Raw genomic sequence first — 23,739 nt, forward strand, 5'->3', positions numbered from 1 at the left:
CGACTTTCGCGCGCCGCACGCGAAAGTGAATTGATTCGTTTCGCGCCCGGCTTTTCCCATCACGAAAATCAAATGCGGGCTCGACGAATCGAGCCCCTACGAAATCACCGTCGCGCCACGCATGTACGGCCGCAGCACCTCGGGCACCGTGATCGAACCGTCGGCGTTCTGGTAGTTCTCCATCACCGCGACCAGCGCGCGGCCCACCGCCACGCCCGAGCCGTTGAGCGTATGCACGAGTTCGGGCTTGCCGGTTTCCGGATTGCGCCAGCGCGCCTGCATGCGCCGCGCCTGGAAGTCGCCGCAGTTCGAGCACGACGAGATCTCGCGATACGTGTTCTGCGACGGCAGCCAGACTTCGAGGTCGTAGGTCTTGGTCGCCGAGAAGCCCATGTCGCCCGTGCACAGCAGCACCTTGCGATACGGCAGTTCGAGTTTTTCCAGCACGACTTCGGCACAGCGCGTCATGCGTTCATGCTCTTCGGCGCTCTGCGCGGGCGAGGCGATCGTCACGAGCTCCACCTTCTCGAACTGATGCTGGCGGATGTAGCCGCGCGTGTCGCGGCCCGCGGATCCCGCTTCGGCGCGGAAACATTGCGAATGCGCGGTCAGGCGCAGCGGCAATCTTTCGGCATCGACGATTTCGTCGGCGACGATGTTCGTCAACGACACTTCGGCGGTCGGAATCAGATAGCGCTTCGGCTCGCCTTCCACCAGAAACAGGTCTTCGGCGAATTTCGGCAACTGCCCGGTGCCCTGCATCGTTTCCGGCTTGACCAGCAGCGGTACGTTGCACTCGAGGTAGCCGTGCTCGCCCGCGTGCAGATCGAGCATGAACTGCGCGAGTGCGCGATGCAGGCGCGCGAGATCGCCGCGCAGCACGGTGAAGCGCGCGCCGGAAAGCTTCGCGCCCGCATCGCCGTCGAGCCAGCCGTGGCGCGCGCCGAGGTCGACGTGATCCTTCACCGCGAAATCGAACGTGCGCGGCGTGCCCCACTTCTTGACCTCCGCGTTGTCCGTCTCGTCCTTGCCTACCGGCACCGACACGTCGGGCAGGTTCGGAATGCCGAGCGTGATCTCCGCCAGTGCCGCCTGCACCTCGGCAAGCCTGGCCTCGTTCGCCTTGAGCTGATCGCCGATGCCGGCGACCTCGGCCATCACCGCGGCGGCGTCCTCGCCCTTGGCCTTGGCCATGCCGATCGACTTCGACAAGGTATTGCGCTTGTTCTGCAGCTCCTGCGTCTGCACCTGCACGGCCTTGCGCTGCGCTTCGAGCGTTTCGATCTGCGATTTGGGCAACTCATAGCCGCGCGCGGCGAGGCGTTCGGCGACGGTTTCGAGCTGGCCGCGCAGCAAGGCGGGATCGAGCATGGCGTGTTTCGCAAACGACAAAAGGGCGCGGATTATCCCGCGCCCCCGATTTTGCCGCAACGCAAAAGCTCCTGCAGTGTCTACTTGCGCCGCCCGAGCCACCACGCGATGGCGACTCCGGCGAGCAGCCAGCCGACGCCCTGTTCGATCAGATTGCCGACGTTGAAATCGTCCGGGAAGCGGTACCAGTTCCACAACGGCACGATGTTCGTCAGCCAACCGAACACGCCGAAACCGAGGCTGCCGAGCACGCGCGCGCCGAAGCTCCAGTTCGTGGCGGCCAGCACGATCGCGACGATCAGCGCGGCGAGGTAGCTGCCGATGAATTGCTTGGCCAGATTGCCGCTCATGTCGGTGGGATGCGCGATCGTCGGCCCGACCGCCACGAATACGAAGCGGTTCTGGCCGGCCTTGGCTTCCCACGCATCGACCGTCGCCTTGTCGCCCATCTTTTCCGGATCGATGTGCGGCAGCAGATAGATGCCCTGCTCCGGCAATGCCGCTGCCGCCGCCTGCAGCACGGCATCTTCACTCGCCGGCTTGCGCACGCCCATTTCGCCGATCGGCAGCAGCATGTGCGCGACGAATCCCCAAAGGAAAATCACGATGGCGCCGAGCAGCGCCGCGATCACGTAACGCATGTCGCCCTCCCTTGTCGATGAAGCCGCGACGCTACGCCGCGCAAGGCCGCACCGCAAGCCGTCATGCAGCATCCGACGGCGGAGCTTCCGACCATAACCAGCCGATGCCGGCAGCAAGGCGAGGCCGACGACGAGGTTGTAGCGGCCGAACGCGAGGTCGCGCTGATCTGGCGCGACGCTGTGCACGAGCATCGCGATCGTATAGCCGACGACCAGACGGTGCGCGGCAGGCGGCGGAGGGCGGCGAGCATGTTTCCCTTGTGGACTCCCCTCAATCCAGTTCGCGGTATTCCCGAACGGAATACCGCCTTGCCGAATTCCTGAAGCAAAAGCCAGCGCAGACATTATCATTGCCGGACCTGTCGCCACCTCTCTTCGCGATGCAGAATTCCGACGCACGACGCCACGCCGAAACGCTCGACGCCGCCGATCCTCTGCGCGCCCTGCGCGCGAAATTCCTGATCCCGCGGCACGACGGCCACGACCAGCTTTATTTCTGCGGCAACTCGCTCGGCCTGCAGCCGGTCGGCGCGCGTGCGCATGTCGAGGAAGTGCTCGACAAATGGGCGCAAGAAGCCGTCGAAGGCCATTTCACCGGGCAGGCGCAGTGGATGCCCTACCACGAACTCGTGCGCGATCCGCTCGCGCGTGTGGTCGGCGCGGAACCAAGCGAAGTCGTCGCGATGAATTCGCTGACCGCGAACCTGCACCTGCTCATGGTCAGCTTCTACCGGCCGACGCGCGAGCGCCCGGCGATCCTGATGGAAGCCGGCGCGTTCCCGTCCGACCGTTACGCGCTCGAATCGCAGGTGCGCTTCCACGGCTTCGATCCGGCCACCGACCTGATCGAACTCGAACCCGACGAAGCCGACGGCACGTTCTCGATGGCCGCCATTGCCGATGTGATCGAGCGCTACGGACCGCGCCTCGCGCTCGTGCTCTGGCCTGGCGTGCAGTATCGCAGCGGACAGGCGTTCGACCTCGCCGAGATCGCGCGGCTCGCGCACGCGCAGGGCGCGATCGCCGGCTTCGACCTCGCCCACGCCGCCGGCAACCTGCCGCTGCGCCTGCACGACGGCGACGCCGACTTCGCCGTCTGGTGCCACTACAAATACATGAACGCCGGCCCCGGCGCGGTGGCCGGCGCGTTCGTCCACGCGCGCCATGCGCATACCGAGCGGCCGCGCTTCGCCGGCTGGTGGGGCCACGAGAAGGAAACGCGCTTCCGCATGGGCCCGCAGTTCGTGCCGACCGCCGGCGCGGACGGCTGGCAGCTCAGCAACCCGACTATCCTCGGCCTCGCGCCGCTGCGCGCTTCGCTAGCCCTGTTCGACGCCGTCGGCATGGCGGCGCTGCGCGAGAAATCGCTGAAGCTCACCGGATTTCTCGACACCCTGATCCGCGAACGGCTGGCCGATGTGCTGTCGATGGTGACGCCGGCCGAACCCGAACGGCGCGGCTGCCAGCTCTCGCTGCGCGTGCGCGGCGGCCGCACGCGCGGGCGCGAGCTGTTCGACGCGCTTTCCGCACGGGGCGTCATCGGCGACTGGCGCGAGCCCGACGTGATCCGCATCTCGCCCACGCCTTCGTACAACACCTACGGCGACGTGGCCGGCTTCGTCGAAGCTGTGGAGGCATGGCGCGATGGCCGCTGAGAAGTTGCGTTCAAATCTACTGCGCTCGGTATTTTGGCCGCGTGCGGTGCTCGGAATCCTCATTTACATCCGAGTAAACTCCGGTTCCTGCGCTCCGCGCGCGGCCAAACTACCTTCGCTCGCTACGATTTGAAAACAACTTCTGCGCGCAGTATCAGCCTGATCGGCGCCGGCCTCGCCGGCGCCCTGCTCGCGCGCCTGCTCGCGCTGCGCGGCTGGCGGGTAGATGTCTACGAAAAGCGCGGCGATCCGCGCATCGCCGGCTACCAGGGCGGGCGCTCGATCAATCTCGCGCTCGCCGAACGCGGCCGTTATCCGCTGCGCCTCGCCGAGGCCGAAGCGCCCGTGATGGCGCAAGCCGTGATGATGCGCGGACGCATGGTGCATCCGCTGCGCGGCGAAGTGAACCTGCAGCGCTACGGCCGCGACGACTCGGAAGTGATCTGGTCGGTGCACCGCGGCGAACTCAACATCACCTTGCTCAATCTCGCCGAACAGGCCGGCGCGAAAATGCATTTCGACCGCCGCCTCGACCGCGTCGACTTCGAGCGGCAGACCGCGCAACTCATCGACGATCGCGACGGGCGCTCGCACGAAATGCCGTTCCGCGCGCTGATCGGCAGCGACGGCGCGGGCTCCGCCTTGCGCACCGCGATGGGCAAGGTCGTCGACACCGGCGAGCGCGTCGAATTCCTCGACCACGGCTACAAGGAACTCGAGATTCCGCCGGCCGACGACGGGGCTTTTCGCATGGAGCCGAACGCGCTGCACATCTGGCCGCGCGGCAACTACATGTGCATCGCGCTGCCGAACGACGAGAAGACGTTTACCGTCACGCTGTTCATGCCGAATCACGGCGGCGCCGGCGTCGAGAATCCGGGCTTCGACACGATTCGCACGCCGCAGCAAGCGCGCGCACTGTTCGAGCGCGACTTTCCCGACGCGCTGCCGCTGATCCCCGAACTCGAACGCGACTGGACGCGCAATCCCGCGAGCACGCTCGCGACGCTGCATCTCGAACGCTGGCATCTCGACCGCCGCGCGCTCGTGATCGGCGACGCCGCGCACGCGATGGTGCCGTTCCACGGCCAGGGCATGAACTGCGCGTTCGAGGACTGCGCCGCGCTCGCCGACGTGCTCGACGCTCACGCCGACCTCGGCGACGCCTTCGCCGCGTTTGAAGCCGAGCGCAAGCCAAATGCACGTGCGATCCAACGCATGGCGCTCGACAACTACCACGAAATGCGCGACCGCGTCGACGACGCCGACTACCGACTGCAACGCGAACTCGAACTGCGCCTGCAGCGGCGCCATCCGGGCGTGTTCGTGCCGCACTATGCGATGGTCAGCTTCATGCGCGTGCCCTATTCCGTCGCGCTCGAGCGCAGCGAAGTCCAGCACGGCATCCTCGTGCGCGCCACGCAGGGGAAGGATTCGCTCGATCAGATCGATTGGGCCGCCGTGAACGCCGACGTCGCCACGCATCTGGCACCGCTGGCCGATGCGCGATAACGCCAGTGATCCGCCCTCAGCCGTCATTCCCGCGAAGGCGGGAATCCAGTTTCTTCTTTTAATGCAGTTCGCGTAAGAACAAGGTCAAAATGGATTACAAACTGCGTCCGCAGTTTGCCCTTCGAGCCATTCGCTGCGCGAATGTTCGCTTCGGCATCCTGCCTGCGCAGTCTCGCTTTCGCGGGAATGACGAGCAAAAAGAACTGACGAACGAAAAGCGCAAATGAAATTCACCACGCTCTCGATCGCGCGCAAGCTGAAGTTCTATCAGCTCATTGTCTACGCGCAGGTGCTCGAAAGCGGCTCGATCCTGCGCGCGGCGCAGGCGCTGAACCTGACCCAGCCTTCGGTGACCAAGGTCATCCACGAACTGGAGTCGTATTTCGGCGCTGCGCTGCTCGTGCGCGGCAACCGCGGCGTGACCGCGACGCCGCTCGGCGAGCGCATCCTGCAGCGCTCGAAATCGTTCATCGCCGACCTGCGCCTGCTGACCGACGAAGTGAACTCCTTCCTCGAAGGCAGCGCGGGCCACGTCATCGTCGGCACGCTGATCTCGGCGTCCGCTTGGCTGCTGCCGCGCGCGACGCAACTGCTCAAACAGAAGGCGCCCAAGGTGCTGCTCTCGCTGCGCGTGGGCCAGATGGATCAATTGTTCCCCGCGCTCGCCGACGGCGAGCTCGACCTCGTCGTCGGCCGCATACCGGACGATTGGAACTGGCGCACAGAATCGCCCCTGCTCAAGGTCGAACCGCTGTACCGCGAAGCGCTCAGCGTCGTCGCCGGCGCGCGCCACCCCATGCACAGGAAAAAGCGCGTCGAGTTCGCCGACCTGCGCGAATATCCATGGGTACTGCCGACGCGCGACTCGTTCCTGCGCCGCACCGCCGACGCGCTGTTCGCGGAAAGCCAGCTGCCGATTCCCGAGAACGTGGTGGAATCGCTGTCGATCCTGACCAACATCACCCTGATGCAGGACCAGCGCACGATCGCGCTGATGCCGCGCGAGGCGATCCGCAACTTCGCCGAAGCGGGCCTGCTCAGGGAATTCGACCTCGGCGCCCTGCTCCACTTCGGCGACATCGGCTGCTTCTACTCGGCCACGCGCGAACCGACCCCGGCCGCATTGATGCTGCGTGAATGCCTGCGTGCCGCCAGCCGCGAGCACGTGCGCGACTCTGACGAAGCCAAACCACGCAGATAACCGTCATTCCAGCAGGGACTGCTGGAATCCAGTGCCATGGATGGCAACGCTAAGGTTCTGAGAGGTTCACATCCCTGTGACTGGATTCCGGCAGTCCCTGCCGGAATGACATGTCCTTATCAAATCCCGAAGAACGCGTGCGTTTTCCATGCAGACGCACTGCTTTCGATATCCGTCCCCAATCTTCTGTTCGCCGTGCAGGCCATTCGTTGCGCGAATGTTGTGCGCACCCTGACGCCCAAGCGATGGGAACTGCTCAAGGCACTCACCGGCACCGAGCCGCTGGGCGTGCGCGAGTTGGCTCGCCGCGTAAAGTGCGATGTGAAGGCCGTGCATACCGACGCGCAAGCCCTGGCGGTCGCTGGCGTGGTCGACAAGACCGAAGACGGCAAGCTGTCGTTCCCGTACGACGCGGTACCCGTGGATTTCACGCTCGAGGCGGCGTAGCGAATCCGGCAACTGAACCTGGAATCTTTATTTGGTAGATACCCGACGCGATAAATCCGCCCAGCGAGTTGAATGCGATGTGTGCGATGCCGTAGCGTCCATCCACAGCGGCATTGAGCGCGCTGGTGATTCGTGTCGCGCTTGCGATCCTGCCAGGTCAGGCATGAAGGCTCCTCCTTCGTTTGCTTACCGCACCCGCAGTTCTACGCGCTTTCCAGCTCGGTGCAGCAGGCCGACGAGCTTGTCCACGCTGAATCGATCCGTCTTGCGGTGCATGACTTCGGAAATGCGTGTGCGGGGCACGCCGAGTTCGTCGGCGAGCTCCTGCTGCTTCTTCCCACGTTTGCGCAGTTCCTTCTCCAGCGCGATGAGCAGGGTTTCGCGCGCGAGCATGGCGGCCGCCTCGTCGGGAGGAAAGCCCAAGTCCTCGAACACATTGCCGCAACTGACTGTCATTTTCTCGCTCATATCAACCTCCAATCTGCTTGAACCGTTGCCGTCCCATCGCGATGTCCTTGGGACTTGTCTCCTGTGTCTTCTTCTGGAAGGCGTGCAGGACGTAAATCGCGTTGCCAATGTTCGTCACGTAGAACGCACGGAATGCGTCGTCGACATGTATGCGCACCTCGCGCACACCTGGGCCGACCGTCTTCACCGGCTTCCAGTCCAGTGGATCGAGTCCGCTTTGTATGCGCAACAATTGCCGCCCCATCATGCGGCGCGCGCCTTCGGGAAACGCGCTGATATCCTCTCGGCTGTTGCCCATGAAGATGATTGTCTGCATGCCGGAAGTATACAAAATTCACGACACTGCGTCAAAAATTTTGTACGCCGTGGTTGACGGGCAAAGATGAACACAAACTCGATGCGGCGGGCTACGATCCTGGCGACCTCGCGGCGCGGCGTCGGCCGGACAGCGCGGCCATGCTCAAACGCGCGCACGCGGCCGCCAAGCATGACGCGTGGGTGCGCCAGCAGGTGCAAGAGGCAATCGACGAGCCGGGGCCGAGCTACACGACCGAGCAGGTATTCGCCGAAGTCGAAGCCGACATTGCCGCGATCGAGGCCGCGACGGTTCGCAAGAGGAAACACGCTTGAGCGGCGAGGACTCGCACGACGCCGGCCGCTCCGCATGACGGCCGCGCATCGCGTTCGGCTTACTGCACGAGCGCGGCGGGACTTGCGTGCGATCGCGCAATACATCGCCCGCGAGAACCCGGCGCGCGCACGCAGTTTTGCAGCCGAGCTGCGCAACCCGATCGAAGCGTACGCGAGCTACGCTCAACGCGAACGGTTTGAAATTCAGACTGAGGCACTGCCCCCTACCGGGCTTGCGGCGCTATAATAGCCTCGACCTCGCAGCAGGGAGCCAAAACTATGCAAACCACAACCGTGGAATTACCTGCCCGCGTCGTCGCCCAGTTGAAAGCCGCTACCGGCAAGCGCTCCGCCCGCGCCGCCATCCTGGAAATCGCTCGCGAACACGAATACACCTTGCGCAACGGCGACAAAGTGTTTGCCGACGCTGCAGCCACAGGCCGCTATCTAGACGCCAAGTTCAAGCGCAAGTGAGATGCCCCCGATGAGCTGGAAGCTCGTCTTTCGCAAGCGCTTCGACCGCGATCTCGAGCGCTTGCACGATTTGCGTGGTGCAGCGTTCGATCTGGAAGGCCTGAAATACGCGCTGACCTTTCTGGCCGACGGCCAGCCGCTGCCCGTCGACTTCAGCGACCATGCCTTGATGGATGATTGGGCGCATCGCCGCGAGTTTCACCTTGCAGGTGACGACTTGGTTTTACCTGTTGAAACCGCGACGGCGCGAAGTGATTCTGGTACGTGCAGGCACGCACCAGCAGCTTTTCACCAAGCGCCCGCACCGCAGGCGTCCCCCGTGAGGGCCCACGCCGGATATCACTTCTCGCCCGGCAGTTCTCGCCCGGCAGTCGCTGAATCTTGAGCGTACAGATTCGGGGATCACGCTCTTCCAAGGAGATTCAAAAGCAAAGACCCCAGTCCCCGGGCGTTGCGGCGCGACCTCCCGCCCGCCAAGCAGGACAAGGCGATGAAATCAGTGGCGTCGAAAGCCGGCGTCGCTCTCGTGTGATGTCAAGAAATCCGGTGACTGAATCTGGAGCCTTTATTGGCCTTTCAAGCCCAGGCCGCTCTCGAAACCGACAAAGACGCGCAGCAATGGATCCATTCCAATCTGAGCACTTAACACTTCCGAATATCTATATCGCTGCGTCCATTCCTACCCGAACTGATGATGCAGCAGGTGGAGCTGGCCAAGACTAAGCCCCCGCGCTGATCCAAAATTTTTTGACCGGGGTGGTATAAACCGATACCCGCCAGCGCTCTTTACTCGCATGAGCCCGCCACTTCGGCGGCCGGGCTCAATATCCACATAAAAACTTGCGGGGAGGCAACTCATGCGGATCACTGTGGCGGTCGCGGCACTCGCCTTGTCTATCGTCAGCCTGTCAGCAACGGCACAAGTTCCCACTACGACGAATCGCGCGCCTACGAACATACCGGCGCAGGAACTCGGCCCTGCTTTGCGCGCTCTCGCCAGGGATCGCAACTTTCAAATCGTGTTTGCGACCAAGGACGTTTCCTCGCTTCGCACACACGGCACAGTGGGCGAGCTCACCGCCGATGAAGCATTGACGCAGATCCTGAGTGGAACCGGCCTGACGTATCACCGCCTCGACGACAAGACCATCAGTATTCTTCCTGCAAACGCCAAAACCGCGCCCCAGGCACGCACAGAACCGAACTCCCCAGAAGTAGCAGGAGCCGACGACGCAAAGGAGGGGAAGAAAGACACTTCCAACTCGTTTCGGCTGGCTCAAGAGGTTCAAGGAGCTTCTGCGGAGCCTTCTGCCGTAGGGAAAGAAAACTCCGAATCGGCCTCGCAAACGAAGCCAGCTCAGTTTGAAGAAATCGTGGTTGAACCGCCCCGGGAACGTCGGAGGCTGGTTGGTGTGAGTCAAGCCGCCATCGGCATCTCACGGTGTTGCTGTTGCTGATGATATATCGCTTCGGCTTCCGCCGGCGGTCGGTGTCCGATCGAGGAGAGTAGGCGGTGGTGGTTGAACCAGTTCACCCACGCCAGCGTCGCCATTTCCACGGCTTCCAGGTTCGGCCAGGATCGGCGGTGGATGACCTCGGCCTTGTACAGCCCGTTGATCGTCTCGGCCAGCGCGTTGTCGTAGGAGTCGCCCACGCGGCCGACCGACGGTTCGATGCCGGCCAGCGCCAGCCGCTCGGTGTAGCGGATCGACACGTACTGCACGCCGCGGTCGGAGTGGTGGATCAGGGCTTGCTGCACCGGCCGGCGGTCGTGCAGCGCCTGCTCCAGCGCGTCGAGCACGAAGTCCGTGCGCGCCGATCGCGACACCTTCCAGCCGACGATGCGGCGCGCGAACACGTCGATCACGAAGGCCACGTAGACGAAGCCCGCCCACGTCGACACGTAGGTGAAGTCGCTGACCCACAGCGCGTTCGGACGGTCGGCGTGGAACTGCCGGTTGACGCGATCCAGCGGGCACGGCGTGGCCTTGTCGCTGACTGTGGTCTTCACCGGCTTGCCGCGGATCACGCCTTGCAGGCCCAGCCTGCGCATCAGCCGCTCGACCGTGCAGCGCGCCACGCGCACGCCCTCACGCAGTAATTGCCGCCATACCTTGCGCGCGCCGTACACCTGCAGGTTCTCGGCGTAGACGCGCCGGATCGCCTGACACAGGTCGTCGTCACGACGCGCCCGCGCCGAACGTCGATCCGGATGGCGACGTTCCCGCGTATGGCGGCGATACGTCGACGGAGCGATCGGCAGCACGCGGCAGATCGGCTCGACTCCATGGATGGCTCGGTGATCGTCGATGAACGCGATCATGGCTTGAACCGGCGGTCGAGCTCCGCCTGTGCAAAATACGCCGACGCCTTGCGCAAGATCTCGTTCGCTTGGCGCAGTTCGCGAATCTCTCGCTCCTGCGCCTTGAGCCGATCACGCTCGGACGTACTCAACCCCTCGCGCCGGCCTTCATCGACCTGCGCCTGCCGCACCCAGCGCCGCAACGTCTCCGACGTGCAGCCCAGCTTGCCGGCCACCGAGGCGATCGTCGCCCATTCCGAGCCGTATTCGGCTTGGTGCTCGCGCACCATCCGCATCGCTCGCTCTCTCACTTCCGCAGAATACTTCGTGTTTGTCATTGCTCCATCCTCTCAAGAGTGGGAGCCTCCGACATACCCGGGGCGGTTCAGGGGTGCATTTATACCCCCGTGCGAAAATTATTCCTGGACAGAACCCACTCAAATTCAACGAAGAGGCTTTTGCGCGTCATTCCAGCAGGGACTGCTGGAATCCAGTGCCATGGATGGCAACGCGTCGACATGATGATGGCTCACGTCCCTGTGACTGGATTCCGGCAGTCCCTGCCGGAATGACGGATCCCTTTTCAGATGCCGAAGAACGCGCGCGCGTTGTCCGCACAGATGCGGCGCTTGTCGGCGTCCGCGAGCGCGGCGTGGGCGAGCACACCCGCGCCGATGTCCTGTTCGCCGAGCGGGAACGGGGCATCGGAGCCGAGCATCACGCGGTCGGCGCCCATCACGTCGACGAGCAGTTGCAGCGCGCGCGGGTCGAACACGGCCGAATCGACGTAGAAGCGCTTGACGTAGCTCGACGGCAGTTGCGGGCAGTCCTCGCGCACGATGTCGCGGTGGCGCCAGGCGTTGTCGACGCGGCCGAGCAGGAAGGCGAAGCTGCCGCCACCGTGGGCGAAGCAGAGGCGCAGGTTGGGCGGCAGGCGCTCGAACGCGCCCGACAGGATCAGCGACAGGATGCCGAGCTGGGTTTCCGCCGGCATCGCCACGAGCCACGGCAGCATCCATTTCTTCATGCGGCCGTTGCCCATCATGTCCCATGGATGCACGAGCACGGGGATGTCTTCGTGCGCGCAGTGCGCGAGGAACGCGACGAGCGCGTCGTGGTCGAGATCGAGCGCGCCGACGTGGTTGCCGATCTGCACACCGACATGGCCGCAGGCCTTGGCGCGGCTTGCCTCGCGGCAGGCGGCGTCGATGTCCTGCAGCGGTACTTGCGCCAGCACCTTGAGCCGTTTCGGCGCGGTATGGGTCATCTCGATCGCGCGATCGTTCATGCGCTGCGCCCACGGCAGCGCGCGCTCGACCGGGTGCTCGTAGCCGAACATCACCGGCGTCGCGCACATCACCTGCACGTCGACGCCCTGCTCGTCGAGATAGTCGACGCGATGCGCGGAATCCCAGAGCACGTCGTCGACCGGACGAAACGCCTTCTCGCCGACCATGATCTGCCCGCTGCGGCCTTCGGTGTGCAGCCACGGCGCGCGCTGCGGGCATAGCCTGGCGGCTTCGCGCCGGTCGATGCGCGGAAAGAAATGCGAGTGGATGTCGATCTTCATGGCGATTCCGCAGCGAATGCGATCGCCTTGATCTCGATGCGCAGCAGCGGATGGGGCAACTGGTGCACGGCGACCGTCGTGCGCGCGGGACCGCTCTCGTCGAAATACTCGGCATACACTTCGTTGTAGCCGCCGAAGTCGTTCATGTCGACGAGGAAGGTGGTGATCTCGACGACATCGCCGAGCATCGCATTCTCGCTGGCGAGGATGTCGCGGATGTTCTCGATCACCGCGCGCGTCTGTTCGCGGATGTCGAACGCGGTCGTGCCCATCGCATCGACCTGCGCGCCGGCGATCGAGTTGTCGGCACGGCGCGAGCTCGTGCCCGAGACGAACAGGAAATCGCCGGCGCGCTTCACGTGCGGAAAGCGCCCGCGCGGCTTGGCCTTGCCTGGCACCACAGTGGCTCGTATATCGTTGTCGCTCATGGCTCGCCTCAAGGATTGACGCATACCGTCGTCAGCTCGGAATAGAAATCGAGCGAATGCCGGCCGCCTTCGCGGCCAATGCCCGACAACCCCACGCCGCCGAACGGCGTGCGCAGGTCGCGCAGGAACCAGGTGTTGACCCAGACCATGCCGACGCGCAGACGCCGCGAAACGCCGTGCGCGCGCTTCAGGTCGCGCGTCCACAGCGCGGCGCAGAGGCCGTAGGCCGAATCGTTCACGCGGCGTACGACTTCGTCGTCGGCGTCGAACGGCGCGACGTGGCAGACCGGGCCGAACACTTCCTCGCGCACGCAGCGCGCGTCGTCGCCGAGCCCGCTCCAGATCGTCGGCTGCACCCAGGCGCCGCCGTCGCGCGCATCGCCGAAGCGCGGCATGCCGCCGCCGCTGACGACCGTCGCGCCCTCGGCGCGCGCGAGCGCGAAGTAATCGAGCACCTTGTCGCGGTGCGCATGCGAGATCAACGGCCCCATGTCGACGCCGTCCTCGTCCGGGTAGCCGATCTTCAACTTCTCGGCGCCCGCCTTCAGCGCGGTGACGAAGCGCTCGAAGATCGGCCGCTCGACGTAGACGCGCTCGGAACACAGACAGACTTGGCCCGAATTCGCGAAGCTCGAACGCAATACGCCGGCAACGGCCTTGTCGAAATCGGCGTCGGCGAAGACGACGGCGGCATTCTTGCCGCCGAGTTCGAACGACACCTCGCGCACGCCCGTGGCGGCGGCCTTCATGATCGCCTCGCCCGTGCGCGACTCGCCGGTGAACGTGATCGCATCGACGCCGGGATGGCGCGTGAGGAATTCGCCGGCCGAGCCGGGGCCGAAGCCGTGCACGAGATTGAATGCGCCGGCCGGCAGCCCGGCATCGTGGATCACCTCGGCGAGCAAGGTCGCGCTAGCCGGCGTTTCCTCCGACGGCTTGGCGACGACCGAATTGCCGCAGGCGAGCGCCGGCGCGACCTTCCAGGTCAACAGCAGCAGCGGCAGGTTCCACGGCGAGATCACCGCGACGACGCCGTGCGGCTTGCGCACGGTGTAGCTGAAGACGTCGCTGCCGTCGGCAGCGCGCATTTCGTAGAACTCGCCGCCGGCCTGGCGGATCAATTCGGCGAACGTGCGGAAGTTCTGCACGCCGCGCGCGATGTCCAGCGCCCTCGCCTGCTTTACCGAACGCCCCGTGTCGGCGACTTCGGCGGCGACGAATTCCTCGAAGCGGCGCTCGATGCCGTTTGCGATGCGCAGCAATGCCTCGGCGCGCTCGTTCGCGCTGGTGCGGCCCCATGCGCCGAACTGGGCGGCCTTCGCCGCGGCGACCGCGCGATCCACCGTGTCGCGGTCGGCCTCGCAGACGTCGCCGAGCACGCGGCCGTCGACCGGCGACACGTTCGCGAAGCGCTTTTCGCCGACGACGAATTCGCCGTCGATATAGTGGCGCAACAGTGGCAAGGCAGGCGGCACGAAGGCTTCTACGACGGCTGTTATCGTGGAAGTCTAGCTACCTGCGTATCGCCTGGATAATAGAAAAAGCGGGTTCAAGTATTCGCCGCGGGAATAGTGCGCCGAACCCTGCAAGCGTGAATTCAAACCGTCACGCGCGCCGAACCGGCTCTTGTCGGCGCTCAAGGCCCGCCGCGCACGATCCGGCAAATGACGCTGGAAAATCGTCGGCAGATGCACGACCGCGTCGACGCCGCCGATTATCTCGGATTCTAGGTCGCCCAGCGCTTACCATTGCCCGCCTCACTTACCGGCAGGCAGCCGTGAAAGGCACCGGGAATCGCGACGTATTGCAGCACCTGGGTCGCGCCGGGCTGCGACGTGAAGAAGCCGAGAAGGGCCAGTTCCTTCGTTTTCATGATGAACGAGCGCGGACGCTCCTCGAACGACGTCTGGGTGCGCTGCTGCCGCGTTGTCGCGGCACGGACTTCATCGTGCAGCGCTTTCTGCTCCCGCACGATCGCGGCACGCTCGTTCGCGATCGCCGCATTCTGGGTTTGCTGCAACCACGCCTTCTGTTTCTGCGCATCGAGCTCGAGGAACGGTTTGCCGTGTCCCTTGCGCGCGCTTTCGTCGAACTCGTGCAATTGTTTGAGATAGCGCGCACGCGCATCCGGCGGACTGACGTCCTTCAGCATCGTGTCGATGAACGCGGGAACGCCGGCGTCGAGCGCACCGGGCGTATCGGTGCGCGGCAGCAGGATATCGACGATGCGCGAGACCACCGCGAGTTCGGCCGCGCCGAGCACGGCAGGCTTCCAGTCCCCCCCCGGTGGCTCGCCGGCCCATGCTTCGAGCGCGCCGAGTACGGCCGGCGCCGCGGCCGCACTTCCCATCAGCCATGCAATGCGTTGTATCGCTTCGCGACGATCCATGGTTCGATCCTCAGATGTTCATGCGCTTGAGTTCTTCCACAGCATGGTTCGCCGCGCGCGCGGTCATCGCCATGTAGGTCAGCGATGGGTTCTGGCAGGCGGACGACACCATGAAGGAACCATCGGTGACATAGACGTTGGTGCAGGCATGCACCTGATTCCAGCCGTTGAGCACCGAGGTCCTGGGATCGCGGCCCATGCGCGCCGTGCCCATTTCGTGGATGCCCAGGCCGATGCCGTAGTCCTCGTCTTCGATGCGCACGTTGCGGTATCCCGCCGCCTCGAGCATTTCGGCCGCGTCGTTGACCATGTCGCGGCGCATGCGCAGCTCGTTGTCGCGCAGGCGCGCGTCGAACCTCAGGATCGGCAGGCCGAACTTGTCCTTCCTGCCGCGATCGAGCGTGACGCGGTTGTCGTGGTACGGCAGGATTTCGCCGAAGCCGCCCATGCCGATCGTCCACGGCCCCGGCGCTTGCGCCTTCTTCTTCAGTATCCGCGCCGATTTCTTCCGCGTGCTGCAGGCTGCTCCATCCCGCGCGCGATGCGCCGCCCTGGTAGCCGAACCCGCGCAAGTATGCACGCTTGTCGCTGCCGAGGTTGCGATAGCGCGGGATGTAGAAGCCGTTCGGGCGGCGGCCGGAATAGTAGCGGTCCTCGAAACCGTCGACCGCGGCGCTCGCGCCGGCGCCGAGATGATGGTCCATGATGTTGCAGCCGAGTTCGCCGCTGTCGTTGCCGAAGCCGTTCGGAAAACGCTTCGATACCGAATTCAGCAGGATGTGGGTCGAGCCGAACGTCGACGCGCAGAGGAAGATCACGCGCGCGAAATACTCGGTCTGCGCGCCGGTTTCCGCATCGAGCACGCGCACGCCGGTCGCGCGGCCTTTCCTTTCGTCGTGGATCAGCTCGTGCACGATCGCGTTCGGCACGAGCGTCATGTTGCCGGTCTTCTGCGCCGCCGGCAGCGTGCTCGCGTTGCTGCTGAAGTACGCGCCGAACGGGCAGCCGCGGATGCACAAATTGCGATAGCGGCAGGTGCTGCGCTGCGGGCTTTCGTTGTGCGTCAGCGGCGCGGTCAGGTGCGCGGCGCGGCCGATCGTCATCGCGCGGCCGAACTTGCCCTTGAGCTTGCCCTGGAACTCGCGCTCGACGCAGTTGAGTTCCATAGGCGGCAGGAATTTTCCGTCCGGCAACTGCGGCAGGTTCTCCGCCTGGCCGCTGACGCCGATGAAAGTCTCGACATGGTCGTACCAAGGCGCGATGTCGGCATAGCGGATCGGCCAGTCGACGGCGACGCCGTCCTTCGCATTGGCCTCGAAATCGATGTCGCCCCAGCGGTAGCTCTGCCTGCCCCACATGATCGAGCGGCCGCCGACGTGATAGCCGCGGATCCAGTCGAAGCGGTAATCCTCCTCGTAGGGATTGTCGACATCGTCGACGAACCAGTGTTTCGACGCCTGCGTGACGACGTAGCCCGTGCGCGCCTGCTTGGCTTGGCGCTCGAGGTCGTGCTGCGAGGGCCGGTTGCCGTCCGGCAGTTGCCACGGATCTTTCGTCGTCGTCGGGTACTCGCCATGGCGCACCATGCGGCCTCGGTCGAGCACGAGGGTCTTCAATCCCTTCTCGGTCAGTTCCTTCGCCGCCCAGCCGCCGCTGATGCCGGTGCCCACCACGATCGCATCATAGGTGTTTTTGTCCATCTCGTATCTCTTGCACCATTGCCTTTGTTTGTCATTCCCGCATGCTTCTGGCGGGAATCCAGTGCCTTCTGCCCTGCACGATTCGTGAAATGCAAAGTCGCTGGATTCCCGCCAGAAGCGCGCGGGAATGACGAGCTGCATCAAATGATGATCGCGTGCAGATAATCGTAGTCGACCTTCGCCGCGTCGAGCGGCGGCATGCGCGAGAACGGCCCTTCCTGCTCGACGAAATAATACTTGAGGCCGCCGGCCTGGGCTGCGGCGAAGATCGGCCGGTAATCGACCGTGCCGCGCCCGATTTCCGCGCCGCGCATCTTCTCGGCCATCGGCTTGCCGTTCTTGTCCCGCTTGGGCAGGAAATCCTTGACATGGATCGCCGGGATGCGGCCCGGATATTTCCTGAAATACTCCACCGGATCGCGGCCGGCGAACGCCATCCAGCCGCAGTCGATCTCGAATTGCACGAGCGCCGGATCGGTATCACGCCAGACGATGTCGTAACCCGTCTCGCCGTTGCCGAGGTCGACGAATTCGCGATCGTGGTTGTGCAGGATGAACTGCAAGCCGGCCTTCTTCGCCGCCGCGCCGATGCGGTTGGCGATGTCGACCGTGTGTTTGGCTTCCTCGCGGCTCATCGCAGAACCCCATTCCAGCTTCGTCGACATGGCCTTGGCCGCATTCGCGATCAACGACGAGGCGGCCGCGTAAGTTGCGCCGAAAATGTGCGCTTCTTCGAAAGCCTTGTCGAGGTTGTCGATGTCGAATTCCAGATGCGCGCTCGGGCAATGCAGGCCGGCGTCGTCGATCATGCGGCGAAACGTCTTCGGCTCGACGCCGGCGAAGCCCGCGGATTCGACCTCGCGATAGCCGATCTTCGCCAGCGTCTTCAACGTGCCGGCCGGATCGCGTTTCATGTCGTCGTTGACCGTGTACAACTGGATGCCGACGGGCTTGCCGAGCGGATTGGCAAACAGGCGGCGTGGCAACCCGGACGTGGTCAGCGCCGCGCCGAGTCCGGCGGCGTGGATGAGAAACTGTCTACGTGATTTTTTTTGCATGCGATTGGATCCTCCCATGATTTCCGCGACGAATGTTTCAGCCACGCAACAACGCACTTCGCGCTCTGGAGAGGCTGCGCTAGCCTCTACCCGGCATCACGTGAACCCAGGTGTTCGTTGCGGAAGCTCAGCGCGAACAGGACCGACACGACGATGGCGAAAGCGGCGGGCACCAGCCAGATCGAATGCCAGGCATGCCCTTGCGCGGACGTGTACATGTCCGCCACCGCGCCGGCAGCCCAGAAACCGACCAGCATGCCAACGCCGTAAGTCGCCAGGGTGATGAGGCCCTGCGCCGAACTCTTGAAGCGTTCGCCGGCTTTTGAATCCGTGAAGATTTGCCCCGAGACGAAGAAAAAGTCATAGCAAGCCCCGTGCAAGGCGATACCGAGGATCAACATCCACACCCGCTCGCCGGCGTCGCCGTAGGCGAACAGCACGTAGCGCGCCGCCCATGCCAGCATGCCGGTCAAAAGGATGCCTTTCATGCCCGCGCGCGCAAGGAAGACGGGTATGAGAAGCATGAACAGCACTTCGGAGACCTGTCCAAGCGTCTGTTTGCCCGTTGCGTTGGCGACGTGGCTCTCGGTCAGGAATGGGTTGGCGTACTGGTAGTAGAACGCGAGCGGGATGCAGATCAGGATGGATGCGACGAAGAAGATCGCGAAGTTCCTGTCCTTGAGCAAGGCCAAAGCGTCCAGGCCCACGATCTCGCGCAAACCCGTGCGTTGTCCGGGCACGGTCCGTGGCGGCGTCGCCGGCAGGGTGAAGCTGTAGAAGCCCATGACGAACGAAGCGATGGAGCACATCAGGAAGGTGTTCTTGATGAAGCCGGCCTTCAAGGAATCCGCCGAATCCCAGGCGAACACGTAGCTGATCACGAGACCCGCGATGATCCAGCCGAGGGTTCCCCACACACGGATCCGCCCGAACTGCGCCGCGGGCTGGTCCAATTGCCGGAAGGCAACCGAATTGACCAGTGCCAAGGTCGGCATGTACAGGATCATGTAACCCAAAAGGTACGGATAGAAGTCGGCAAATCCCTGCGCCTTCCACAACAGAAACATCAACACGCCGCCGATGAGATGAATGATGCCGAGCAATCGTTCGGCATTGAAATACCGGTCCGCGACCAGGCCGACGATGAAGGGGGCAATGATCGCGCCCCACGACTGGGTCGAGTATGCCGCGGCCGTCTGCGCGCCGTTTGCCGACAACGTGGTTGCCATATAGGTGCCCAGCGTGACGAACCAGCCGCCCCAGATGAAGAACTCCAGGAACATCATCGCGCTGAGGCGCACTTGCATACGAAGGCTCACGCGACCCCTATCCCATCAATCAATCAATCTTCGAGTGTAAGGCATTTTTCATGCCAGCGAGTTTGTTCTTGCGGACGCCCTCAAGTCGACGGCATCAATCCAGTTTGCGCACCCAGATGTTGCGGAAGTCCACCGGCGGCGACGGATCGCCATGCGCCTGCAGCTTGATCGGCGCATCGGTGTACGGCTTGTATTTCGGCCAGCCGGTGTAGGTCGTTTCACCCTTCAACTGCGTGTGGTTCTGCACGAGCACGCCGTTGTGGAAGACGGTCGCATAAGCGGGACTCGTGACCTTGCCGTCGGCGGCGAACACCGGGGCGGTCCAGACGATGTCGTAGGTCTGCCACTGGCCGGACGGGCGCATCGCGTTGACGAGCGGCGGCGTCTGCTTGTACAGGCTGGCCGCCTGCCCGTTGACGTAGGTCTTGTTGTCGTACGAATCAAGGACCTGGAGCTCATAGCCTTCGTCGCCGCCGCCGGTCGAAGCGAGAAACACGCCGCTGTTGCCGCGGAACTGGCCTTCACCGGTGATGTTCGCCGGCACGCGCCATTCCACGTGCAGTTGATAGTTCCTGAAACGCCGTTTGGTCTGGATGTTGCCCGTGGACTTGTCGACCGTGGCCACGCCGTCGTGCACCTTCCAGCGCGCGGGCGAATGGTCCTTCGCGGTTTCCCACGAGTCGAGATTCTTGCCGTCGAACAGCACGATCGCATCCGACGGCGGCGCGGCATCGGTATTGCCGAGCGTGACGATCGCCGGCACCGGCTCCCATTGCTCGGTCGCCTTCGGGTCGGTCGGCTCGGCCCCACTCGCGGCCGGCGCCTGGGCCTGCGCGAACGCGCCGCATACTGCGGTGAGGACGAAAGCCGCGGCAATCGTCGAGACGGAAGAACCGGCAAATCGATGCGTCATTGCTTCACTCCATTCACGGAATCAGACGGTGCATATTTCAAGCGCCTCGGCGAACGAGGCATAAGGATCGGACCGCGTCGCGTTGAATTCGTGTGCGACAAAGCCGTTGTAGTTCAGATCGGCGATCGCATTCGCGATGGCGTGGTAGTTGAGTTCCTGCGTACCGCCGATTTCATGCCGCCCCGGAACGCCTCCCGTGTGGAAATGCCCTATCCATTCGATGTTGTCGCGGATCGTGCGGATCACGTCGCCTTCCATGATCTGCATGTGATAGATGTCGTAGAGCAGCTTCACGGCAGGCGAGCCGACTCCCTTCGCCACCGCGACGCCGAACGCCGTGTGGTCGCCCTGGTAACCGGGATGGTCGACCTTGCTGTTGAGCAACTCGACGCAAATGGTGACGCCCGACTCGGCCGCGAGCGGCGCGATCTTCGCCAGTCCCGCTACGCAATTCTCGGCGGCCTTGCCGTCGGCGATCGCCGGGTTGCGGTTGCCGAACATCGCGATCAGGTTCTTCACTCCGGATTTCTTCGCGAGCGGAATGGCCGCTTCCAGTTCCCCGATCAGCATCGCGTGGTTGGCCGGATCGTTGAAGCCGGTCGCGATGAACTTCTCGCGCCGGCTCGCGTAGCCCATCGACACGGCGAGGCCGGCGTCGGTCACGACCTGCCACTCGTCCGGGTAGACCAAGTCGACGCCGGCGAATCCGATGGCTCTCAAGCGCCGGCACAACTCGGGAAGCGGCGCCTTCGACGTCCAGCGACAAAGGGATTGCTTGAGCTTGCCCGGTGCCCTCGTCGTCGGCGCGTTCTCCGCGCTTCGGGCAGCGCGCAGCGCAGAAGCGACTCCCGCGGCGGAGAGCGCTGCGATTGCGCCCAACGCTGCGCGCCGGTTGCTGCCCTTCGTATCCAGCGACATGCTTTTTTTCCGCTACCGAATTGCCCAAGCCCACCCAATGACTTCACCGACGATGATCGGGGCGGCTACGACGGCGTGGTACCGATCACATGCCACGGTGGCAAACTTGCCCAATTGCGGCGTTTCTTTCACGCCGCGCCGCAGCAAGAATGGAAAAATGCAGCCGGAGAGGGTCGTTTTGGGGGCGGACGATCGCTGAAGAAGCCACCGCATTCGTGCGCGAAAGCGGCGGCTCGACGAGGGCAAATCGTCATGCCGACTGCAATCGCGGCCGCGGCGATGCGTGCGAAAGCACGGACGGGCCGCGCTCCACCGCAGCCGTGCCGCTGCGCGCCAGTTCGACGATGTCGCCGATCTTCGCGAACGCGGCGAGGAATTCGCCGACCTCGGCACCGCTGCCGGTGAACTCGATCGTGCGCACGCTGCCGGTGATGTCGATGACCTGCGCGCGCGGATACTTGCGCAGCGCGCCGACGAAGGCGCCGAGCGCATCGGCGCGCACGTCGAGCTTGAGGATCAGCAGTTCGGTTTCGATGTGATCGAGGCGGGTCAGGTCGGCGATTTCGAGCACGTCGATCAGCTTGCGCGACTGCTTGATGATCTGGTCGATCACTGCATCGCTGCCTACGGTAACGAGCGTCAGGCGCGACACCGCCTCGTCGTGCGTCGGCGCGACGGTAAGCGATTCGATGTTGTAGCCGCGCGCGGAAAACATGCCAGCCACGCGCGCGAGCGCGCCGGCTTCGTTCTGCAACAGGATGGAAATGATTCTGCGCATTAGAACATCTCCGCCGGGCCGACTTCCTGCCCCGTTGGTTTCTGTCGTGAAGGGATGAAATCTCCGGTGATCATTTCGGAATAAGCCATGCCCGGGCCGACCATCGGATAGACGCCGGCATCCGGATCGATGATGACTTCGAGGAACGCCGGGCCGTCGAACGCGACGAACTCGGCGATCACGCGCGGCAGGTCCTCCGGCTTGTCGAGGCGCACGGCGTAAGCGAAGCCGTCGGCCTGCGCCGCCTTGACGAAATCCTTCTTGTGCAGGCTCTTGTCGCTACCGGAAAAGCGTCCCTTGAAGAAAAGCTTCTGCCACTGCCGCACCATGCCGTCGCCGAAGTTGTTGAGCACGACGATCTTGACCGGCAAATTGTACGTCGTCACGGTTTCCAGTTCGCCGAGGTTCATGCGGATCGATGCATCGCCGTCGATGTCGACGACGATCGCATCGCGGCGCGCGAACGCCGCGCCGATCGCAGCCGGCAGGCCGAAACCCATCGTGCCCATCGAACCCGAGGTGAGCCACAGGCGCGGCTCGGCGAAATCGAAATACTGCGCCGCCCACATCTGGTGCTGGCCGACGCCGGTGGCGATGACCGCGTTCCCTTTCGTGTGCCGGTTGATCTCCTCGATCACCGCGTAGGGCTGGATCATCGCCGACGCACGGTCGTAGTTCATCGCATACACTTTTTTCAGTTCGGCGACGTGCGCATGCCAGGGTTGATAGGCACCGCTGCTTTTCGGGTCAAACTCCGCCTTCACGCCGAACGCACGCAGCGCATCGAGCGCCTGGCGCAGGTCGCCGAGATGATGCCAGTCGACGCGCTTGACCTTGTCGATCTCGGCCGGATCGACGTCGAGGTGGGCGATGAACTTCGCGCCGGCCGCGAACTTGTCCGGCACGCCGGCGACGCGGTCGTCGAAGCGGCTGCCGACCGCGATCAGGAAATCGCAGTCCTCGGTCGCGTAGTTCGCGAACGCGGTGCCGTGCATGCCGAGCATGTGCAGCGACAGCGGCCGTGTCGTGTCGGCGGCGCCGATGCCCATCAGCGTCGTCACGACCGGAATGCCGAACGCATCGGCGAATTCGCGCAGCGAGCCCGCCGCCTCGGCCGCGATCACGCCGCCGCCCGCATAGATCAGCGGCCGCTTCGCCCCGGCCAGGGCATCGAAGAACGTCTTGCACGCGGCATCGTCGAGCACGGAGCGTGCGATGTCGTCGAGGCGCGCGCGATATCCCGGCAGCGGCAAACGCGACGCGCCATCGAAGACCAGGTTCGTGTTCTGCACGTCCTTCGGAACGTCGACGACGACCGGCCCGGGGCGGCCCGTGCGCGCGATCTCGAACGCCGAACGCAGCGTCGCTTCCAGTTTCGATGCGTCGGTGACGAGGAACACGTGCTTCGCGCAGGCCGCCATGATGTTGCTGATCGGCGCTTCCTGGAAGCCGTCGCTGCCGATCGCCGCGGTCGGCACCTGGCCGCAAATGACGACGATCGGGATCGAATCGGCCATCGCATCGCGCACCGGCGTGACCGTATTCGTCGCGCCGGGCCCCGAGGTGACGATCGCCACGCCGACCTTGCCCGACGCGCGCGCATAGCCCTGCGCCATGAAGCCGGCGCCCTGTTCGTTGGCCGGCACGATCAGCGGCAGCGGCTCGCTGCCGTCGGCGCGCCTGTGCTCGTGGTTGAAGCGGAACACCGCGTCGTAGACCGGCAGGATCGCGCCGCCCGAATAGCCGAATACGACATCGACGCCCTCGTCGGCGAGCACCTGCACGACGATGTCGGCGCCGGTGAGGTTCTTGCCGGCGAGCGGGTGCTTTCCCGATGCCGGCGTGTTCGATGTCTGAGTCGGTTTGAGTTGTGCGTTCACGGTCTTTGCTCTTTTCTTCCCTTCTCCCACCGGGAGAAGGTGGCGCGAAGCGCCGGATGAGGGAAGAGCGTTGCAGAGTCCGGCG

26 protein-coding genes, 1 pseudogene and 1 other annotated feature are annotated in these 23,739 nt (G+C 64.3%); of the genes and pseudogenes, 11 read left to right on the plus strand and 16 right to left on the minus strand.

Annotated features, from left to right (window positions below):
- Window positions 1–96: 96 nt before the first annotated feature.
- Entirely contained in the window at window positions 97–1,371 is a 1,275-nt protein-coding gene (serS, locus tag QM741_RS15540) for a serine--tRNA ligase (protein WP_415208556.1), read from the minus strand.
- 80 nt (window positions 1,372–1,451) lie between these two features.
- Entirely contained in the window at window positions 1,452–2,012 is a 561-nt protein-coding gene (locus QM741_RS15545) for a hypothetical protein (RefSeq protein WP_415208557.1), read from the minus strand.
- Between the two features lie 63 nt (window positions 2,013–2,075).
- Between QM741_RS15545 and QM741_RS15550 the strand changes: the two genes are divergently transcribed.
- From QM741_RS15550 to QM741_RS15575, 6 genes are all read left to right on the plus strand, one after another.
- A complete protein-coding gene (locus QM741_RS15550) occupies window positions 2,076–2,336 on the plus strand; it encodes a hypothetical protein (RefSeq protein WP_415208558.1) in 261 nt (86 codons plus the stop codon).
- Window positions 2,337–2,392: 56 nt separating this feature from the next.
- Window positions 2,393–3,667: a kynureninase gene (kynU, locus tag QM741_RS15555; protein ID WP_415208559.1), complete on the plus strand. Its 1,275-nt coding sequence runs from the start codon at window positions 2,393–2,395 to the stop codon at window positions 3,665–3,667.
- A 129-nt stretch (window positions 3,668–3,796) separates the two neighbouring features.
- A complete protein-coding gene (locus tag QM741_RS15560) occupies window positions 3,797–5,179 on the plus strand; it encodes an FAD-dependent oxidoreductase (protein ID WP_415208560.1) in 1,383 nt (460 codons plus the stop codon).
- 89 nt (window positions 5,180–5,268) lie between these two features.
- Window positions 5,269–5,406 (plus strand): hypothetical protein, encoded by a 138-nt coding sequence (locus tag QM741_RS15565; RefSeq protein ID WP_415208561.1) that lies wholly within the window; start codon window positions 5,269–5,271, stop codon window positions 5,404–5,406.
- On the plus strand, window positions 5,403–6,380 hold the full coding sequence (locus tag QM741_RS15570; RefSeq protein ID WP_415208562.1) for a LysR substrate-binding domain-containing protein: 978 nt from the start codon (window positions 5,403–5,405) through the stop codon (window positions 6,378–6,380). The genes QM741_RS15565 and QM741_RS15570 overlap by 4 nt, the downstream gene beginning before the upstream one ends.
- 36 nt (window positions 6,381–6,416) lie before the next feature.
- Window positions 6,417–6,827: a hypothetical protein gene (locus tag QM741_RS15575; RefSeq protein ID WP_415208563.1), complete on the plus strand. Its 411-nt coding sequence runs from the start codon at window positions 6,417–6,419 to the stop codon at window positions 6,825–6,827.
- 186 nt (window positions 6,828–7,013) lie between these two features.
- On the opposite strand, the gene QM741_RS15580 is transcribed toward QM741_RS15575, so the two are convergent.
- On the minus strand, window positions 7,014–7,295 hold the full coding sequence (locus QM741_RS15580) for a helix-turn-helix domain-containing protein (protein WP_415208564.1): 282 nt from the start codon (window positions 7,293–7,295) through the stop codon (window positions 7,014–7,016).
- A 1-nt stretch (window position 7,296) separates the two neighbouring features.
- Complete coding sequence (locus QM741_RS15585) at window positions 7,297–7,611, minus strand: type II toxin-antitoxin system RelE/ParE family toxin (protein WP_415208565.1); 315 nt, start codon at window positions 7,609–7,611, stop codon at window positions 7,297–7,299.
- Between the two features lie 53 nt (window positions 7,612–7,664).
- Between QM741_RS15585 and QM741_RS15590 the strand changes: the two genes are divergently transcribed.
- From QM741_RS15590 to QM741_RS15610, 5 genes are all read left to right on the plus strand, one after another.
- Window positions 7,665–7,925 (plus strand): hypothetical protein, encoded by a 261-nt coding sequence (locus QM741_RS15590; RefSeq protein ID WP_415208566.1) that lies wholly within the window; start codon window positions 7,665–7,667, stop codon window positions 7,923–7,925.
- Window positions 7,926–7,959: 34 nt separating this feature from the next.
- A complete protein-coding gene (locus QM741_RS15595) occupies window positions 7,960–8,172 on the plus strand; it encodes a type II toxin-antitoxin system RelE/ParE family toxin (RefSeq protein ID WP_415208567.1) in 213 nt (70 codons plus the stop codon).
- Between the two features lie 32 nt (window positions 8,173–8,204).
- Window positions 8,205–8,399, plus strand: coding sequence for a hypothetical protein (locus tag QM741_RS15600; protein WP_415208568.1), 195 nt, complete (start codon window positions 8,205–8,207; stop codon window positions 8,397–8,399).
- A 10-nt stretch (window positions 8,400–8,409) separates the two neighbouring features.
- Window positions 8,410–8,784 (plus strand): type II toxin-antitoxin system YafQ family toxin, encoded by a 375-nt coding sequence (locus QM741_RS15605; RefSeq protein ID WP_415208569.1) that lies wholly within the window; start codon window positions 8,410–8,412, stop codon window positions 8,782–8,784.
- A gap of 472 nt (window positions 8,785–9,256) precedes the next feature.
- Window positions 9,257–9,856, plus strand: a complete 600-nt coding sequence (locus tag QM741_RS15610) for an STN domain-containing protein (protein ID WP_415208570.1) — start codon at window positions 9,257–9,259, stop codon at window positions 9,854–9,856.
- Here QM741_RS15610 and QM741_RS15615 read toward each other — a convergent pair.
- The 12 genes and pseudogenes from QM741_RS15615 to ilvB all read right to left on the minus strand — a co-directional run bounded on the left by QM741_RS15615 (window position 9,817) and on the right by ilvB (window position 23,654).
- Window positions 9,817–11,039 (minus strand): IS3 family transposase gene (locus QM741_RS15615; RefSeq protein ID WP_415208571.1). Its coding sequence is split into 2 segments (ribosomal slippage): window positions 9,817–10,757 and window positions 10,757–11,039, totalling 1,224 coding nucleotides; the frame shifts between segments, so codons are not numbered across the junction. The genes QM741_RS15610 and QM741_RS15615 overlap by 40 nt on opposite strands.
- Window positions 10,648–10,764 (minus strand) — a sequence feature (AL1L pseudoknot). (Overlaps the previous gene by 117 nt.)
- A 245-nt stretch (window positions 11,040–11,284) precedes the next feature.
- Window positions 11,285–12,271, minus strand: a complete 987-nt coding sequence (locus QM741_RS15620) for an amidohydrolase family protein (protein WP_415208572.1) — start codon at window positions 12,269–12,271, stop codon at window positions 11,285–11,287.
- Window positions 12,268–12,699: a RidA family protein gene (locus QM741_RS15625; protein WP_415208573.1), complete on the minus strand. Its 432-nt coding sequence runs from the start codon at window positions 12,697–12,699 to the stop codon at window positions 12,268–12,270. The genes QM741_RS15620 and QM741_RS15625 overlap by 4 nt, the downstream gene beginning before the upstream one ends.
- 8 nt (window positions 12,700–12,707) lie before the next feature.
- Window positions 12,708–14,153 carry a 2-hydroxymuconic semialdehyde dehydrogenase gene (locus QM741_RS15630; RefSeq protein WP_415208574.1) on the minus strand — a complete coding sequence of 482 codons (1,446 nt, stop codon included), beginning with the start codon at window positions 14,151–14,153 and terminating at the stop codon, window positions 12,708–12,710.
- A gap of 272 nt (window positions 14,154–14,425) precedes the next feature.
- Window positions 14,426–15,088, minus strand: coding sequence for a gluconate 2-dehydrogenase subunit 3 family protein (locus QM741_RS15635; RefSeq protein WP_415208575.1), 663 nt, complete (start codon window positions 15,086–15,088; stop codon window positions 14,426–14,428).
- 10 nt (window positions 15,089–15,098) lie between these two features.
- Window positions 15,099–16,788: pseudogene (locus QM741_RS15640) on the minus strand (GMC oxidoreductase).
- Between the two features lie 140 nt (window positions 16,789–16,928).
- Window positions 16,929–17,846 (minus strand): sugar phosphate isomerase/epimerase family protein, encoded by a 918-nt coding sequence (locus QM741_RS15645; RefSeq protein WP_415208576.1) that lies wholly within the window; start codon window positions 17,844–17,846, stop codon window positions 16,929–16,931.
- Between the two features lie 86 nt (window positions 17,847–17,932).
- The gene (locus QM741_RS15650; RefSeq protein WP_415208577.1) at window positions 17,933–19,153 is read right to left on the minus strand and encodes a nucleoside permease; all 1,221 of its coding nucleotides are present in this window, start codon (window positions 19,151–19,153) and stop codon (window positions 17,933–17,935) included.
- A gap of 106 nt (window positions 19,154–19,259) precedes the next feature.
- Window positions 19,260–20,078, minus strand: a complete 819-nt coding sequence (locus QM741_RS15655) for a DUF1080 domain-containing protein (protein ID WP_415208578.1) — start codon at window positions 20,076–20,078, stop codon at window positions 19,260–19,262.
- A gap of 21 nt (window positions 20,079–20,099) precedes the next feature.
- Complete coding sequence (locus QM741_RS15660) at window positions 20,100–20,996, minus strand: hydroxypyruvate isomerase family protein (protein ID WP_415208579.1); 897 nt, start codon at window positions 20,994–20,996, stop codon at window positions 20,100–20,102.
- Window positions 20,997–21,246: 250 nt separating this feature from the next.
- Window positions 21,247–21,774 (minus strand): acetolactate synthase small subunit, encoded by a 528-nt coding sequence (gene ilvN / locus QM741_RS15665; RefSeq protein ID WP_415208580.1) that lies wholly within the window; start codon window positions 21,772–21,774, stop codon window positions 21,247–21,249.
- Window positions 21,774–23,654 (minus strand): biosynthetic-type acetolactate synthase large subunit, encoded by a 1,881-nt coding sequence (gene ilvB / locus QM741_RS15670; RefSeq protein ID WP_415208581.1) that lies wholly within the window; start codon window positions 23,652–23,654, stop codon window positions 21,774–21,776. Before ilvB ends, ilvN begins: the two co-directional genes overlap by 1 nt.
- Between the last annotated feature and the right edge of the window lie 85 nt (window positions 23,655–23,739).

This window comes from Rudaea sp. (assembly GCF_047601565.1).
Taxonomy (GTDB): domain Bacteria; phylum Pseudomonadota; class Gammaproteobacteria; order Xanthomonadales; family Rhodanobacteraceae; genus Rudaea.